Origin of the sequence: Rhodococcus sp. NPDC060086, from assembly GCF_042730275.1 — a bacterium.
In the GTDB taxonomy this organism is placed as follows: domain Bacteria; phylum Actinomycetota; class Actinomycetes; order Mycobacteriales; family Mycobacteriaceae; genus Rhodococcus.
In genome coordinates this window covers 141,933-156,478 of the sequence record NZ_JBHWWZ010000007.1, presented here as the reverse complement: position 1 = coordinate 156,478, position 14,546 = coordinate 141,933, and the positions used below count along the sequence as shown (strand labels likewise).

15 protein-coding genes are annotated in these 14,546 nt (G+C 63.0%); 7 read left to right on the top strand and 8 right to left on the bottom strand.

The features are described 5' to 3' along the window. Positions 1-43: 43 nt before the first annotated feature. The 3 genes from ACFWB0_RS07075 to ACFWB0_RS07065 all read right to left on the bottom strand — a co-directional run bounded on the left by ACFWB0_RS07075 (position 44) and on the right by ACFWB0_RS07065 (position 2,657). Positions 44-214, bottom strand: coding sequence for a hypothetical protein (locus ACFWB0_RS07075; RefSeq protein WP_378489723.1), 171 nt, complete (start codon positions 212-214; stop codon positions 44-46). Positions 215-597: 383 nt separating this feature from the next. Then, positions 598-1,347: a Clp protease N-terminal domain-containing protein gene (locus ACFWB0_RS07070; protein ID WP_378489722.1), complete on the bottom strand. Its 750-nt coding sequence runs from the start codon at positions 1,345-1,347 to the stop codon at positions 598-600. A gap of 77 nt (positions 1,348-1,424) precedes the next feature. Beyond that, complete coding sequence (locus ACFWB0_RS07065; RefSeq protein WP_378489721.1) at positions 1,425-2,657, bottom strand: DUF222 domain-containing protein; 1,233 nt, start codon at positions 2,655-2,657, stop codon at positions 1,425-1,427. Between the two features lie 240 nt (positions 2,658-2,897). Between ACFWB0_RS07065 and ACFWB0_RS07060 the strand changes: the two genes are divergently transcribed. From ACFWB0_RS07060 to ACFWB0_RS07035, 6 genes are all read left to right on the top strand, one after another. Next, positions 2,898-4,421, top strand: coding sequence for an ABC transporter substrate-binding protein (locus tag ACFWB0_RS07060; RefSeq protein ID WP_378489720.1), 1,524 nt, complete (start codon positions 2,898-2,900; stop codon positions 4,419-4,421). Positions 4,422-4,482: 61 nt separating this feature from the next. Beyond that, the gene (locus ACFWB0_RS07055; RefSeq protein WP_378489719.1) at positions 4,483-6,021 is read left to right on the top strand and encodes an ABC transporter substrate-binding protein; all 1,539 of its coding nucleotides are present in this window, start codon (positions 4,483-4,485) and stop codon (positions 6,019-6,021) included. A gap of 45 nt (positions 6,022-6,066) precedes the next feature. Continuing rightward, positions 6,067-7,014: an ABC transporter permease gene (locus ACFWB0_RS07050; RefSeq protein ID WP_378489718.1), complete on the top strand. Its 948-nt coding sequence runs from the start codon at positions 6,067-6,069 to the stop codon at positions 7,012-7,014. Next, entirely contained in the window at positions 7,011-7,913 is a 903-nt protein-coding gene (locus tag ACFWB0_RS07045) for an ABC transporter permease (RefSeq protein ID WP_378489717.1), read from the top strand. The genes ACFWB0_RS07050 and ACFWB0_RS07045 overlap by 4 nt, the downstream gene beginning before the upstream one ends. After that, complete coding sequence (locus tag ACFWB0_RS07040) at positions 7,910-8,896, top strand: ABC transporter ATP-binding protein (RefSeq protein ID WP_378489716.1); 987 nt, start codon at positions 7,910-7,912, stop codon at positions 8,894-8,896. Before ACFWB0_RS07045 ends, ACFWB0_RS07040 begins: the two co-directional genes overlap by 4 nt. Further along, positions 8,893-9,894: an ABC transporter ATP-binding protein gene (locus tag ACFWB0_RS07035; protein ID WP_378489715.1), complete on the top strand. Its 1,002-nt coding sequence runs from the start codon at positions 8,893-8,895 to the stop codon at positions 9,892-9,894. The genes ACFWB0_RS07040 and ACFWB0_RS07035 overlap by 4 nt, the downstream gene beginning before the upstream one ends. A 7-nt stretch (positions 9,895-9,901) precedes the next feature. Here ACFWB0_RS07035 and ACFWB0_RS07030 read toward each other — a convergent pair whose 3' ends face one another. Both ACFWB0_RS07030 and ACFWB0_RS07025 read right to left on the bottom strand, forming a co-directional pair. Next, positions 9,902-10,738, bottom strand: a complete 837-nt coding sequence (locus tag ACFWB0_RS07030; RefSeq protein WP_378489731.1) for an SDR family NAD(P)-dependent oxidoreductase — start codon at positions 10,736-10,738, stop codon at positions 9,902-9,904. Positions 10,739-10,754: 16 nt separating this feature from the next. Further along, the gene (locus ACFWB0_RS07025; RefSeq protein ID WP_378489714.1) at positions 10,755-11,237 is read right to left on the bottom strand and encodes a nuclear transport factor 2 family protein; all 483 of its coding nucleotides are present in this window, start codon (positions 11,235-11,237) and stop codon (positions 10,755-10,757) included. Between the two features lie 250 nt (positions 11,238-11,487). Between ACFWB0_RS07025 and ACFWB0_RS07020 the strand changes: the two genes are divergently transcribed. Beyond that, a complete protein-coding gene (locus ACFWB0_RS07020) occupies positions 11,488-12,024 on the top strand; it encodes a hypothetical protein (RefSeq protein WP_378489713.1) in 537 nt (178 codons plus the stop codon). A 43-nt stretch (positions 12,025-12,067) separates the two neighbouring features. Here ACFWB0_RS07020 and ACFWB0_RS07015 read toward each other — a convergent pair whose 3' ends face one another. The 3 genes from ACFWB0_RS07015 to ACFWB0_RS07005 are packed head-to-tail and all read right to left on the bottom strand — an operon-like array spanning position 12,068 to position 14,468. Then, entirely contained in the window at positions 12,068-13,444 is a 1,377-nt protein-coding gene (locus ACFWB0_RS07015) for a DUF6297 family protein (RefSeq protein ID WP_378489712.1), read from the bottom strand. After that, positions 13,435-14,076, bottom strand: a complete 642-nt coding sequence (locus ACFWB0_RS07010; protein WP_378489711.1) for an ATP-binding cassette domain-containing protein — start codon at positions 14,074-14,076, stop codon at positions 13,435-13,437. The genes ACFWB0_RS07015 and ACFWB0_RS07010 overlap by 10 nt, the downstream gene beginning before the upstream one ends. Positions 14,077-14,132: 56 nt before the next feature. Then, positions 14,133-14,468 (bottom strand): DUF6412 domain-containing protein, encoded by a 336-nt coding sequence (locus ACFWB0_RS07005; RefSeq protein ID WP_378489710.1) that lies wholly within the window; start codon positions 14,466-14,468, stop codon positions 14,133-14,135. Positions 14,469-14,546: the final 78 nt, after the last annotated feature.

The following is a 14,546-nucleotide window of genomic DNA, read 5'->3' as shown; positions in this document are numbered from 1 at the left end:
GGACGCACTATGCGTCCCGCGCCAAGGTGTCGAGCCTTCAGACTCAGCCCAACAGGGGATCATCCGCGCGGATGGTGCCTCCCAGATCCGGAATGCAGCCGGTCCGCCCCTTGTCATCCCGGATGATCCCCTGACCGCCCAGAATCTGAGTAAGTCGTGATTCGTCGAGCTCCGTGCCTTCAGCCGAGATGGTGTCGATGTCGAACTTGCGCATGACGGTCTCCTCACAGTGTGCGTGCACCGGACGTTCCGGGCACGCACAACTGTCATGGATTGGGCCGAGCAATTTCTGAGCAAGCGGTGCCGTCGGTCCAGGCCGGATCCCGTGGCGGCGGCGAACCCTCGGGCGGAGAGCTAGTGCATCTCGCAGTAAATTACACCGTCTATCTCCATGCAACAGAGCACCGGCTCCTTCCTTGGGGCCGCTCCCCCCACGATCCGAGCAAGCAGCATCTCGCCGGCCTCCGCATCTTCGGCCGAGGTGGTGTCGATATGAAGTTCGTGCATGGCAGATCTCCTCGCAGTGTGCGTGCACCGGACGTTCCGGCACACGCACACTGTCGGGGAGGACGCCTAGCAATTTCTGAGCAACACCCGTCAGGCCTTGTCGCACTGGGTGCCCGTTTGTGCAGCCACGATCGCCGCAAGCGATTCGGTGATGTTCTCCTCGACCTTCGACTTGTCCACTCCCGCAGACGACAACGCTCCCGTACCGTTCTCCAGTTCGAGGAGAGCGAGCAGGATGTGCTCGGTGCCGATGTAGTTGTGTCCGAGGCGCAATGCCTCGCGGAAGGTCAGTTCGAGGGCTTTCTTGGCCTGCGCGTCATACGGAATGAGCTCGGGAAGTTCGCCGGTCGCCTTCGCCGGCAGGGCTGCCAGGAGGGTGCGTCGCAGGTCGTCGAGCGTGATGTCCTGGGCGACGATCGCGCGAGCAGCGAGGCCAGCAGGATCTGCCAGCAAGCCCAGCGCAAGGTGTTCGGGCGCGATTTCGGCGTTGCCTGCGGCGCGCGCTTCGTTCATCGACGACATCACCACGTTCTTGGCGCGGGGCCTGAAGCGGCTGAAGCCGTCGTTCGGGTCCAGATCGTTGTCGGCCTTGGCCACAAACTTTTTCTGAGCGGCTTGTTTGGACACGCCCATGCTCTTGCCGATTTCCGACCACGATGCGCCGGAGCGTCGGGCCTGGTCGACGAAGTGGCCGATCAGGTGGTCGGCGACGTCGCCGAGGTGGTCGGCGGCGATCATGGCGTCCTGGAGTTGGTCGAGGGCGTCGGGGTGGACTTTCTTGATCGCTTCGATGAGGTCGTCGAGGCGAACAGGATGGGTGCTACGCGTAGGCTCAGTCATACGTCAACCATAGGTTGACGCATTATGGACGTCAACCATTGGTTGACGGTCTGCTGTATTCGTATTCCGTTGTGGAGCTAGGCGACCAGATCCGGCCTGCTCCCCGGAATCGGCTTACGGAACACATCCACACTCGAGGGCGGAATGAACTGCGGCCGACGCTCGTCGGTCATCTCCACTTCCCACTCGGTGTGGTGCATCAACCGGTGATGGTGTCCGCAGAGCAACACCAAATTGTCGAGGTCGGTATCACCGCCGTCCACCCAATGGGTCAGGTGATGGGCATCTGCCCAGGCCGGGGGCGTTGAACACCCGGGGAAGGCACATCCGCCATCTCGGACGGCCAGCGCTCGACGTTGCGCCGTCGTCGCAGTCCGGTGCGTCCGCCCGTGTGCGAGCGGTACGCCGTGTTCGTCGAGCAGGATCCGGGTGACCTGGCAATCGCAGGCGAGCATCCGGGCGGCATCGATCGACAACGGGCCCGCCCAGGGCTCGGTCGCATACCCGTGCTCGGGACTGTGGGTGAACAGTTCTTTCACCGCAGTGTTCGTCGTCAGATCTTTGATGGAGGCGGTGACCGTGACGTGGGGCTTCACTCCGCCCTCGACCGGGACGAGGCCGGCGGCCTCGACGAACTGCAGGAGTTGATCGAACGCATCGGCGGTGCGTTTCGACGCCGGCCGATCATCTTTGACACCGTTGACTTCAGGCCTCGGCGCGGCGAGCGGGGAGAGCAGATGCCGCAGGCGGGCACCGGTGACGGCGTCGAACTCGCCTTTGATGACGACTCGGCCGTGCCAGGTGGTGGAGACGAACAGTTCGTTGCGTGAGGAGTCTTCGCCCGGTGGTGGTCCGTCGCCGGTGTTGTAGAGGTGTTCGAGTCGGCGGATCAGGGCCCGGACGGTCGCTTTCGTGGCGACCCGCTCGGAGGCGTGCTCGATCAGGATGTCGCGGGCTTTCTCGAAGTCGCAGGGGTTCATGGTGCGGGGATAGTGCTGGCAGAAGTACGCGATCTGCCGCGCCTTCTCCGCATCCAACAGACCGGATGAATACGCTTCGCGTACTTCCGGTTCCAGTCGCAGTAGCCGCGCCAGTGTTTCGATGCGGTGGCATTCACCGAGTTCGAGGTGGGTGGCGGCGGCGAGCCAGTGGGCTGGGCTGCGGTAGCCGTGTTCTTTGACGGTGTCGCGTTCGATCATTTCGATCATCAGGTCGACGCGGTGTACCTGCCAGGTATGGATTTCGGCGGAGACGGCGAGCGTCTCGGCCATGAGTTGTGTGTTGTCGAGTTTCCAGAGGTCCCCACCCATGACGAAATTCTATCGAACGAACTTTCGATTCGCAAGAGTTTTCGAATCTTCGTCCAGTCCCTCGATTCGCCGTTCCAAACTCCCACGACTCCCATTCAGCGGGAGTTCCGATGTGTGCCACATCACCACAGCTTAGGTTCGCACCGGTAACGAAATGGGGCGGGAGTTCATTCACGTGCCAATTTTTCTGTGTGCGTGAATTATTCGATCTGGAGTGCAATGTCGGCTACGTCAACAAGAATGTCCATCCGCAGGTGGGTTGTCGCGTTAAGCGCCTCTTCGCTGCTCCTCACGGCCTGTGGGTCTGCGACACCCGAGAGTTCAGGCACGGTCGATCCATCGATTCCGCTGCACTACGCGACCGTCTTCGGCGTCTCCGTGTTCGACCCGCACAAGACCAAGATCACGAGCGACGCGACCATGCTCAATGTGGTCTACGACCGCCTCGTGCACCGGGACAACCAGGGGCAACCGATTCCAGGCCTGGCCGAATCGTGGGAGCTGGCCGATGAGTCCTTGACCTTCCACCTTCGTAGCGATGTCACGTTCTCCAGCGGAAACCCGCTCGACGCAACAGCAGTCGCCGCCAATCTCCAGCGCGCGCTCGAACCGGATTCCGTGACCGCTCCGATGCTTGCCGGCGTCACCGGGGTGAATGTGATCGACGACCGCACTGTGTCACTCACACTCGATGGCCCAGGAGCGCAATTGGTACTTGCGCTCTCCGACCTCCCGGGGATGATCGTCGACCCTTCGGCGTTCGGAACACCGGAGAAGGATGCGCAACTCGCGCTCACACCGGCAGGAGCCGGACGGTTCACACTGGCCAACTCGCTTCCCGGTGCCGAGTACGAATTCGTTGCCCGCCCCGGCTACTGGGATCCGGAAGCAATTGCCGCAGAGTCGCTCGTCTGGACGGTCATGACCGACCCGCAAGCACGTTTGAGCGCGGTCGATGCAGGCGACGTCGACATCGCCATCACTACGCCCTTGACCATCGATGCAGCTACCCAGCAGGGTCTTCGCGTCGACACCGCCCTGCGACTCGACCACATGGCGATCAACTTCAACCGCACACGCAGCGAATTCGGCAAACTCGAAGTACGCCAGGCCATCGCACACGCCATCGACCGACAGGCCATCGCCGACACCGCGATGGAAGGGCATGCCGAGGCTGCGACACAGAACTTCCCCAAGGACTATTTCGCGTACGAGCCCGAGCTCGCGGACGCGTATCCGTACGACCCCGACGAGGCCCGTAGGCTGCTGACCGAAGCGGGATTGCCGAACGGCTTCTCCTTCACTGCGATCCTGCTCAATCTCCCCGAAAACCTGCAGGTCGCACAGATCGTGCAACAGCAACTCGCGGCGGTCGGTATCGACATGCAACTCAACCCGCTGCCCCCATCGGATGCGTCCCCGACGTTCAACCGAGGTGACGCCGACGCGATCGTCACCACCTTCACAGGACGTTCGGACCCGGCCCTGCTGTTCTCCTCACTCTTCGGCGAGAACTCCCCGCAGAATCCTTCCCGCAGTACTATCCCGGAATTCCAGGACGTCCTCGACGCAGCCAATCGCGAAAGCGATCTGCAGGCACGCGGCGACAAGCTCGGTGAGGTCTCGACGGTGTTGAGCGAGAACGTACTTGCAGTGCCGCTGGTCTTCTTCGAACTCGGATCGACGATGACCGATCAGGTGATCGGCTACGAACCGAGCCTGTTGGTCGACGAATGGCGGGGCGTCGGAATCGCCGGCTCCTGACACACGCATCCCCTGTCTTTGGCCGCCGATAGGCGGTTGCCGATACAAACCGAGGACTCCCATGTCACGAAGTTCGATCAAGTGTGCCGTTGTCGTGCTTGCAGCAGCACTCGCACTCACCGCATGCGGCACTTCCGCGTCAGCAGGAGATTCCGCGGAACCCGACCCGAATGCCACGTTCCGATACGCAACCACCTACGGCGCATCGTCTTTCGACCCGCACAAGACCCGCATCACGAGTGACTCGACGATGTTGAATCTGGTCTACGACCGCCTCATCCACCGTGATCTCGACGCCAACCCGGTACCCGGCCTCGCAGAATCGTGGGAATTCTCCGAGGATGGATCCAGACTCACGCTCCACCTCCGGCAAGGCGTGACATTCTCCGACGGGTCTGTGCTCGACGCCTCGGCCGTAGCCGCCAACCTCCGACGGGCACTCGAGCCCGACTCGATCACCGCCGCAATGCTCGACGGAGTCGAATCGGTGCAGGAGCAGGGCACGGATACCGTGGTCCTGCATCTGAACGGGCCGGGTGCGCAGCTGGTACTCACGCTCTCGGATCTTCCAGGAATGATGGTTACTCCCAACGCCTTCGGGACTCCCGACAAGGATGCCGCGCTGGTGCTCGAACCCGCTGGCGCAGGGCGCTATACCGTGGCTCGGTCCCAGCCCGGTGCTCAATACGAGTTCGCTGCACGAACGGACTACTGGGATCCGGAATCCATCGGCTCGGCCCGGTTCGAATGGGTCGTCATGACCGATCCGCAAACTCGATCGAACGCGATCGCCTCCGATCAACTCGACGCCGCCATGGCCACACCACTCTCCCTGGCGCCTGCAGAACAGCAGGGGCTCCAGTTCGACGTGCAGACCAGCCTCAACAACTACGTGCTCAATCTGAACCGGACTCGCAGCGAGTTCGGCAAACTCGAGGTACGGCAGGCTCTCGCACACGCGGTCGATCGTGAGTCCATCGTCGACACCGCGCTCGAGGGGCACGGGGCGGTCGCCGACCAGAATTTCCCGGCAGGGTACTTCGCACACAACGATGCACTGGCCGATCAGTACAGTTTCGACCCCGACAAGGCCACCCAACTGCTCGACACTGCAGAGCTTCCCGACGGGTTCTCCTTTGTTGCCGGTGTTTCCAATCTTCCCGAGAACCAGCTGATCGCGCAGATCATGCAAGAGCAGCTCTCGAAAGTGGGCATAGGCATGGAGATCCGATCGATGACACCCACAGACCTCAACCCCGCATTCAACAGCGGTGAACTCGACGCCATCCTCACAACCCTGGTCGGGCGAGCGGATCCGTCGCTGCTACTGACGTCGTTCTACGGCCAGGATTCGCCGCAGAACCCGTCACACGACGACATTCCGGGATTCCGTGAAGCCATGGATGCCGCGAACCGCGCGACCGACGCCGGCCAGCGTGCGGAGCTGCTGGGGGAAGTGAATGCCACGCTGATGAATTACGCCGCGATGCTTCCGGTTGCGTTCGCCGAACTCGGAGCCATCACCTCCGACAGCGTGACCGGATACGAACCCAATCGGGTGGTCGACGAATGGCGCGGAGTCGGGGTCGCCGGCAGCTAGCCGGTTTCGAACTTACCGAGTCTCGAGAGAACAGGGAACTTCAGAATGCTTCGACTGATCGGGCAGCGACTGCTGGCGGTGATCCCGCTACTGCTGATAGCCACCGGCATTACCTTCGGCCTCATCTTCCTGGTGCCTGGCGACGCCGCCCACCGCATTGCAGGAGAAACCGCGACACCCGAACAGATCGAGGCTGTGCGCGTCGAGCTCGGTCTGGACCAGCCTGTCATCGTCCAGTACCTCGATTTCCTCGTAGGTCTGGTACAGGGCGATCTGGGTAAGAGTTTCACCTATCAGGCACCCGTACTGGATATGATCGTCGATCGACTTCCGGTGACCTTCTCCCTCGCGATGGTCGCGGTGGTGGTAGCCCTCCTGATCGGCATACCTGCGGGCATCATCGGAGGAAGCCGACCCGGTAGCTGGCAGGACCGGGTCACCGGTCTGGGCGCGACGCTCGGTGTCGCCACACCGAACTTCGTTCTCGGCCTGATTCTCGTCCTCGTCTTCTCACTCACTCTGCGTGCACTGCCTGCGACGGGCTACACCCCGCTCGGAAAGGGCTTGTGGCCGTGGCTGAGTCACCTCCTGTTGCCTGCGATCGCTCTGGGATTGGCCGCAGCCGCGGAGATCGCCCGCCAGTTGCGCGGTTCGATGATCGAAGTTATGCAACAGGACTATGTACGAACCGCCACAGCGAAAGGGCTCAGCCGCCGAAGTGTCCTATGGAAGCACGCTCTGAAGAATGCGTTCATCCCCACGGCAACTGTGCTCGGCATGCAGATCGCATTCCTCTTGGGCGGTACCGCCGTCATCGAGTCCGTGTTCGGGATCAAAGGACTCGGAGACTTCGCAGTGCAGGCGGTTCTGTCCGGCGACCTGCCTGCCATCCAGGGTGTGGTGATCTTCGGCGTGTTCGCCACGGTGGTGATGAGTCTGCTCGTCGACATCTCGTACGGCTATCTCAACCCGAAGACCAGGAGCGCCGCATGAGCGACCTCGCTCTCGACACCAAACCTCCGAGCGACGGGAGCGCTGTCGTCGAATCCCCACGTCGCCGGTTCATCCGACGCTTCCGCTCCCGTCCGGCCGCGATCGCTTCGGCCGGGTTCCTGATCCTGATTGCCGTACTCGGCATCGCTGCACCGCTCATAGCCCCGCACGACCCACTCGTACAGGAACTGTCCGCTCGTCGTCTGCCACCGCTGTCGGACGGATACCTGCTCGGCACCGATAATCTAGGTCGAGACACCCTCTCCCGCCTCCTGTACGGGGCGCGGGTCGCTGTGTTCGCGGCCCTCATCTCCGTGAGCGTGGGCCTTCTCATCGGCGTGATTCCCGCATTGGTGGCCGGCTTCCTCGGAGGCAAGTGGGATGCTGTGATCTCGCGCATCGCCGATGCGTTTCTCAGCTTCCCTCCCCTGCTGTTGGCAATGGCCATCGTCGGCGTCATGGGGCCGGATCTCACCAACGCAATGCTCGCCATCGGCGTCGTCTTCGGTCCGCGGTTCTTCCGGGTGGTACGTGGAGCTGTCATCAGCGTCAGAGAAAACACATTCATCGAGGCATCGCGCAGCATCGGAACGCCGGGATCGATGATCGTCCGTAAGCATGTTCTGCCACACACTCTCTCACCCTTGATCGTTCAGATCAGCCTCGCATGCGGATTCGCTATGCTCGCCGAATCGTCGCTGAGCTTCTTGGGTTTGGGAGTTCAGCCGCCGGAGGCGAGCTGGGGGCGGATGCTGGCCGAAGGACGCGAAGCGTGGAACTACACGGCGTGGCCGGTTGTGATCCCCGCCGTTGCCATCATCTCGGCGGTTCTGGCATGCAACACACTCGGTGACGGAATCCGCGATTCCGTGGGCCGTGAGAATCGGAGTGAGCAATGACCGAGCCTCTTCTGACGATCGACGGGCTCTGTGTGGAATTCTCCGGGAGCTCCGGTTGGACTCCTGTATTGCAGGATGTGTCTCTCGAGGTGGCATCCGGCGAATTGGTCGGACTGGTCGGCGAATCCGGTTCCGGCAAGTCCGTCACATGCTCATCGATCCTGCGCCTGCTCCCCGGGAAGCAATCCCGTACCGTCTCCGGGAGCATCAGGTTCCAAGGTCGTGACATTCTCGCAATGAACGACCGAGAACTCGGGAATGTCCGTGGAAACGACATCGCGATGATCTTCCAGGAGCCGATGACGAGCCTCAATCCCGTCTTCACCGTCGGTGACCAGATCTCCGAAGTGGTGCGGCGTCACCGCCGGGTCGATCGGAAAGCAGCACTGGCGCGGGCAGTCGAGGTGCTCGATCTCGTCGGAATCCCCAACGCCACACAACGCGTCCGGCAGTATCCGCACGAGTTCTCGGGCGGTATGCGGCAGCGAGTGATGATCGCGATGGCACTGGCGTGCGAGCCGTCACTGCTGATCGCCGATGAGCCGACCACTGCGCTCGATGTCACCATCCAGGCACAGGTTCTCGACCTCATCCGCGACATGGCGACACAGTTCGGGATGGGAGTGCTGTTCGTGACCCACGACCTCGGGGTCGTCGCGGATCTGTGCACCGAAGTGGTGGTGATGTATTCAGGGCAGGTGGTCGAGAGAGCACACACCGACGACCTGTTCTCGTCGCCTCGGCATCCTTACACCGAGGGACTGCTCCGCTCTGTTCCCACTATCGAAGGGCGCAGCGAGTTGCACACGATTCCGGGGAGCCCGCCGGCTCCGGGAGCGGCCCCCGAAGGTTGCCGATTCGGCCCCCGCTGTGAGCATTTCACCGACGTGTGCACATCGCCGCCCAGCCTTGTCGACGTGGCAGGCAGTCACATGTCACGTTGCACGCGGGTCTCCGAACTGATCCTGGAAGGATGCCGATGACCACTGAACTCGTGAAGACCGAAAGCCCGTCGACACTGTTGAGTGTGCGCGGACTGCGCGTCGAGTTTCCGATACGGCGAGGCATGTTCTCGAAGAAGCAGGTCATCCGCGCCGTAGACGACGTCACATTCGACCTCCGTTCCGGTGAGACCTTCGCCCTGGTCGGTGAGTCGGGGTCGGGTAAGTCCACGACCGCACGCGCCATCCTTCGGCTGGTCGATGTTGTCGCCGGATCAGTCCTGCTCGACGGCGTCGACGTGACCAGGTTGAGCAAGCAAGAGCTCCGAGCCACGCGGCGGAACATGCAGATGGTGTTCCAGGATCCGTACTCGTCGCTCGACCCTTCACGCACTGTCGGTGACGCGATTGCAGAACCGCTCGAAGTCCACACCGATCTCGACGCGGCGGAACGTCGCTCCAAGGTCGGTGACCTCCTCGAGCAGGTAGGACTCGAACGCGCACACGCCGAACGCTATCCCCACGAGTTCTCCGGCGGGCAGCGCCAGCGCATCGCGATCGCACGGGCGATCGCCGTGGAACCCAAGTTGGTGATCGCGGATGAAGCCGTCAGCGCGCTCGACGTGTCCACACAGAACCAGGTGATCGCACTTCTCGAGCGGCTGTCGGCGGAACTTGGCATCGCGTACCTGTTCATCGCCCACGACCTCGCGGTGGTGCGCCACATCGCTCAGACCACAGCGGTGATGTATCTCGGGCGGATCGTGGAATGGGGTCCTTCGGAGCGGCTGTTCACAGAACCTGCACATCCTTATACGCAGGCGCTCCTGTCTGCGGTCCCAGTTCCCGACCCCGAGCGTCAGCGCCGTCGAGAACGTATCCGACTCAGTGGAGAACTGCCCGACCCGGCCGATCCGCCCGGTGGCTGCGCGTTCAACACCCGCTGCCCACTGGTGATGCCGATATGCCGCGAGCAGAGTCCCGCCGTCACGGAGGTGTCCGGTGGAGGTCAGGTCGCGTGTCACCTGAGCACCACCTGATTGCCGGTCAACCTCCGAAGACAGGACCCCCGCCGAACAGTTCCCGGTGCGAATCCGGTTGATTTCCTTCAATATCCACCACTCCGTAGTCCGCTCCTGCCTCCGCGGTGATGAGCGTGGAACCACTGCGTTCGTGCACATTCGGGTCACCGGCCAATGCGACGACTACACGTCCGATGAACTCGGGTGTCTCGGCATTCGCGAGTGGAAAACCTTGGAAATTGTCGAGGCCGCGGGCCAGCATGGCCTCGTTCTTCACCAGTCCCGGCCACAGCGACAGTGCGGTCACGCCGGTACCGCGCAGGTCGACGGCCATGTCGGCAGCCATCTTGTCCAGGCCCGCTTTCGACATGCCGTACAGCACCGAGTGCAGGTATCCACGCGTGCCGAACGACGAGATGTTGACGATCATCCCGTGGCCTTGCGGCACCATGAGCTGGGCAGCCTCGACCGAGGCGACGTAGTGGGCCCGCAAACCGACGCCGATGAGACTGTCCCAATCATCGACCGGACGCTTCCAGAACGGGTCGGTGAATCCGGCGAACCCTTTGGGACTTGCCCACACATTGTTCACCAGTAGATCGAGTCGGCCGTTCTGCTCGTCGGCGATGCGTGTGAACAACCCGGCGATCTGCTTGTCGTCACGGTGATCGCACTGCACGGCAATGCCATGGCCGCCGCGTTCGGTGATCGCCGCGGCGGCCTTGTCGAGCGGACCGTCCTCTCCGACCGGTCCGCGTGCCGTGACGTAGACAGTCCAGCCGTCGGACCCGAGCGCGCAGGCAATGCCCTTACCCACGCTACGGCTCGCTCCGGTAACGAGCGCCACTTTCCGTTCTGCCATGTCGCGTTCTGCCATGTCACTGAACCACTTTCACATCGTCGGTCAGAGTGCGTTCGATCGACCACAACACCTTCACGTGGCACCTGGAGATCTTCCACTCGCCATTCTCGATGACGTAGTCGTCGTCGTAGTCGAGCGCGGTGACCCGCTCGGTACGGGCACGAAGATCCACCTGCCGGAACCGCAGTGTCCACGCGCCTGTCGCGGAATCCGGCCCGGTGATCGAAATGCTCGGGTGCATTCCGTGGTGCATGTCGAGGATGATGTAGCGGTCGTCGACACGCTGCAGGGCGATTCTGGAGTAGATGTCGACGAGTCCGTCGGCGTCGTCGAAACTTCCGAGTGCAGGCCCGTAATAGATATCGGCGCCCTTCGCGACGAAGCACGCCCGCATCGCTTCCGGATCCTTGGCGTCGCACGCCCGGAAGTATCGATGCTTGAGCATCTTGATTTCCTCGAGCGCTTCGAGACGAGTGAGACGGTCCTCGATGTTCGACATGCGCCTCTCCTTCCAGGCCGGATGTGCGGCGGGTCTCGGATGCCCGTCGCGCCATCCTTACATAGAACCTGTTCTAGAAGTGCCTCGTTTCCCGGTTGACGGGAGGATACCGGCACGTCCGGGAACGTCTTCGTTTGTGACATATACGCATTCGTTCGCACTTCTGTGACAGTTCGCGGCCCGACTCCGATAGACCGATTGCATCTCTATCTGCAGGTCACATGAATATCGAAGTAGCGGAGGAGTGGTCATGAGCAAGCGAAACATGCGTCGTATGGGTGCTTCCGCACTCACGGCAGCCGGATTGGGTGCGGCAATGTTGGTCGGTGGAGGCGGCGTCGCGAGCGCTGCACCGACGTCCACGGACATGACGTGCACGAGCGCGAATCCGCTCCCGTGGTCACCGTCGTTCACGTGGTTCGTCAGGGCAGGGTCCGGCGAATCACTTCCACCGGGCGGCAACGACTTGGTTCCGTCACTTCTGCTCAGCGGCGGCAACGATCTACCTCGCCCGACGGGCGGTATCCTCTCGAGCATCGGACCCAACTGGTATGGGACGCAGGTACTCGTCGACTGGACCAATCGGAACTCGGGTGAGTCCGGGCGCAGCGTCAGCGACCAGGCTTCCTGGAGTCCGAACCCTGGCATTCCGATCAACCGGACCTTCACGGGGACGGGAACGGTCGACTTCACCGTCACCGTTCAGACCGGTGGTGGATGGTGGTTCGTCAACACCAAGAATGCCGTCTGCCAGGGCACCATCGATATCGTCGAACGCGACTGGTAGTCCTCCGGGACGAGGCCGCTCGCACCCGGCGCGAGCGGCCTTCTCAGCTCACGAGTACGAGAAGTAGTGCAGCGGCCGCGAGGACGTCCGGGCCTCGCATCCGTTGCCGGATCAGATCGACAGGTATCTGTCCCACTGCCGTTTCCAGAATCAGACCGTCGTAATCCGTGTGGGGATGCGTCCTTGCCCGGTAGGCTGCCACGCATCCTCCGACCAGGACGATCATCATCACCACGGGATTTATCGCCGCCAGGAACGCCGTGAGGAACGCTGTCGTCGCGGCAGCAGTGATCGGGACAACCATCAGAGGTATCCGCAATGCACGATCACCGGCGCCGAGCATCACGCGTAACTCGCTGTTGTCGGATAGGTCCCGTAGGCCACCGCTGAAAATCATTGCCACACCGGACACCAACACGAGTTGAGCCAACGCGGACGCAATGGGCGACAGCATCGCAGCCAGAGCCCATCCCGCGAACACCGCGCCCGCAGCGACCAGAAGCGACGACGGGCGCCGCCGATGACGCAGCGCGTCGCTCCAGATCAACGCACGAGCGCGACCCATCGGCAATGCACGTGACGGACAGCGAGCCACCCGCCGCCACGCTCTCTGCTCAGCAACTCCGGTCAGCACCGAGAGGTCCAGACTCGTGAGCGCTACGCTCGCGGCGACGTTCATGTCGGCTCCCACTGCGAGCTCGGCGAGGCCGATACGGCTGCAGACCGACACCGCGGCAATACCGACCGGCAACACCACGCCCCAGGCAAGGACGACGGGCACCCATGTGGCGATCATCGGCACCGCCACGCCCACAGCAGCACACAACGCCGCCGCAGAACCGGCCACGGCGAACACCGCAGCGAGCACATGGGGCGCCCACGCCGGCAGCACCCTGCATTGGACGAGTACCGCTACGGCGACCACGCCGAGTCCGATACTCGCCCCGAATAGCATGAGCGGTAACCAGTTTCCCAGTGCTGCGGCAAACGCAGCGAGACGTCCCGCCACTGCACCGGCCACCGCTCCGGTGCACAACACCGCGAGAATGCGCGGGCGGAGCACTGCACCACGGTCGACCGGTGTGGACAGGACCCACCACGCCGTGTCGCCCCCGGTGGTGACCGGGCCGAGCGATCGCGACGCTGCTGTCGCCACCGCAGCAAGAATCGCGAAGACCGCCCAGCCCCACGTCGGGCCCTGCTCTCGGTCTACTTCGAACAGAAGCGATTCGGTGAGCGCCGTCGGCGGACGCGTCGCCAGCCACCACACGAGTCCACCGCAGACGTACGCGCCCAGGACCGACACGAAGATCATGCCCTCGCGGTGCGATCGCGGAATATGACTGCGCTCGAAGCTGCGTCGCAACGAATACACGGTTCGTACCGTGGGGATGGATGCAGGGGTATCGGTCAGCGCCATGAATCTGCGTCCACCGTGTCGTCCGCGACCTCGGAGACGAGGGAGGAATCGTGGGAAACCAGGAGCACGGCGGTGCCTGCGCGCTTCTCGGCGCGGATCGCATCGGTCAGCCAGGCTCGTCCGTCCGCGTCGAGGTGCTGTTCGGGCTCGTCGAGCACAAGGAGCCGGCGCGGACGAACGAATGCCGATGCCAGGGCAAGGCGGCGGCGTTGACCACTCGACATCGTGACCGGGAGCTGGTCTGCCGCATCGACGAGTGCGACGTCGTCCAGCACCTGCGAGGCCTGCCCGTACGGGTCGGGTAGGCCGTGGGCGGTGGCCACGAGCTGCAGGTGTTCATGCGCTGTGAGGTGCGCGAACACTGCAATATCACCGACGACCGATGCCACTGCGGCACGGAATGCCGGCGCAGACTCGTCGACCGGATTGTTCTCGATGGTGATGCTGCCGTGGTCGAGCCGCTCGGCACCGACCACGCATCGCAGCAGTGTGGACTTTCCGGCACCGTTGGCGCCGACGATCGCGCAGCACACACCGGCCGCGACATCGAAGCTCAGATCGGTGAAGACGCACAGGCCACCGTAGTGACGTTCGGCGTCGCGTATGGACACGACGGGGTCGTGTGACGACATGTGGAGGGGCCTTCCTCGTTACTGACGATGAACGCGAGGAAGCGGGAACCGATCGGTCAGAGAATGGCGGCCGCGACGGTCCCCGCACGGGGACCGGGTGCGCGCGGCCGGGGACGACCGGCGGTGTTCGGATGAGAGTGCCGACGGAGTTCACCGTGTCGACGATGTTCTTCTTCCGTCGGCCCGCGGGTGGTGCGACCGAGCGCGTAGAGCAGGTCGTCGGCGCGCCACACCAGGACGAGCACGGCGACCGCCGCGACGGTCACGAGAAGCCCCGCGAGCAGCGCCGAGGTGTTGCCGGCGGTGGCGAAGTCGATAGTGAGGAATACGGCAGCGGCCCACGACAAGACGAAGAGGATGACCTCTACGCCGTTGCGGGTGCCGAAGAACATGCTGTGCAGTCTATCCGCCCCGCGATGAGGTAAATGCTTGTCTGCAGGCAATCGCTATCGGACACTGCTCGGTATGAA

Excerpts from the sequence above, each read along its gene's own strand:
- ACFWB0_RS07075 (WP_378489723.1), bottom strand. The coding sequence starts at position 214 with ATGCGCAAGTTCGACATCGACACCATCTCGGCTGAAGGCACGGAGCTC.
- ACFWB0_RS07060 (WP_378489720.1), top strand. The coding sequence starts at position 2,898 with ATGTCCATCCGCAGGTGGGTTGTCGCGTTAAGCGCCTCTTCGCTGCTC.
- ACFWB0_RS07040 (WP_378489716.1), top strand. The coding sequence starts at position 7,910 with ATGACCGAGCCTCTTCTGACGATCGACGGGCTCTGTGTGGAATTCTCC.
- ACFWB0_RS07065 (WP_378489721.1), bottom strand. The coding sequence starts at position 2,657 with ATGGGTGGGGACCTCTGGAAACTCGACAACACACAACTCATGGCCGAG.
- ACFWB0_RS07015 (WP_378489712.1), bottom strand. The coding sequence starts at position 13,444 with ATGGCGCTGACCGATACCCCTGCATCCATCCCCACGGTACGAACCGTG.
- ACFWB0_RS07030 (WP_378489731.1), bottom strand. The coding sequence starts at position 10,738 with ATGGCAGAACGGAAAGTGGCGCTCGTTACCGGAGCGAGCCGTAGCGTG.
- ACFWB0_RS07070 (WP_378489722.1), bottom strand. The coding sequence starts at position 1,347 with ATGACTGAGCCTACGCGTAGCACCCATCCTGTTCGCCTCGACGACCTC.
- ACFWB0_RS07025 (WP_378489714.1), bottom strand. The coding sequence starts at position 11,237 with ATGTCGAACATCGAGGACCGTCTCACTCGTCTCGAAGCGCTCGAGGAA.
- ACFWB0_RS07050 (WP_378489718.1), top strand. The coding sequence starts at position 6,067 with ATGCTTCGACTGATCGGGCAGCGACTGCTGGCGGTGATCCCGCTACTG.
- ACFWB0_RS07045 (WP_378489717.1), top strand. The coding sequence starts at position 7,011 with ATGAGCGACCTCGCTCTCGACACCAAACCTCCGAGCGACGGGAGCGCT.
- ACFWB0_RS07005 (WP_378489710.1), bottom strand. The coding sequence starts at position 14,468 with ATGTTCTTCGGCACCCGCAACGGCGTAGAGGTCATCCTCTTCGTCTTG.
- ACFWB0_RS07020 (WP_378489713.1), top strand. The coding sequence starts at position 11,488 with ATGAGCAAGCGAAACATGCGTCGTATGGGTGCTTCCGCACTCACGGCA.
- ACFWB0_RS07035 (WP_378489715.1), top strand. The coding sequence starts at position 8,893 with ATGACCACTGAACTCGTGAAGACCGAAAGCCCGTCGACACTGTTGAGT.
- ACFWB0_RS07055 (WP_378489719.1), top strand. The coding sequence starts at position 4,483 with ATGTCACGAAGTTCGATCAAGTGTGCCGTTGTCGTGCTTGCAGCAGCA.
- ACFWB0_RS07010 (WP_378489711.1), bottom strand. The coding sequence starts at position 14,076 with ATGTCGTCACACGACCCCGTCGTGTCCATACGCGACGCCGAACGTCAC.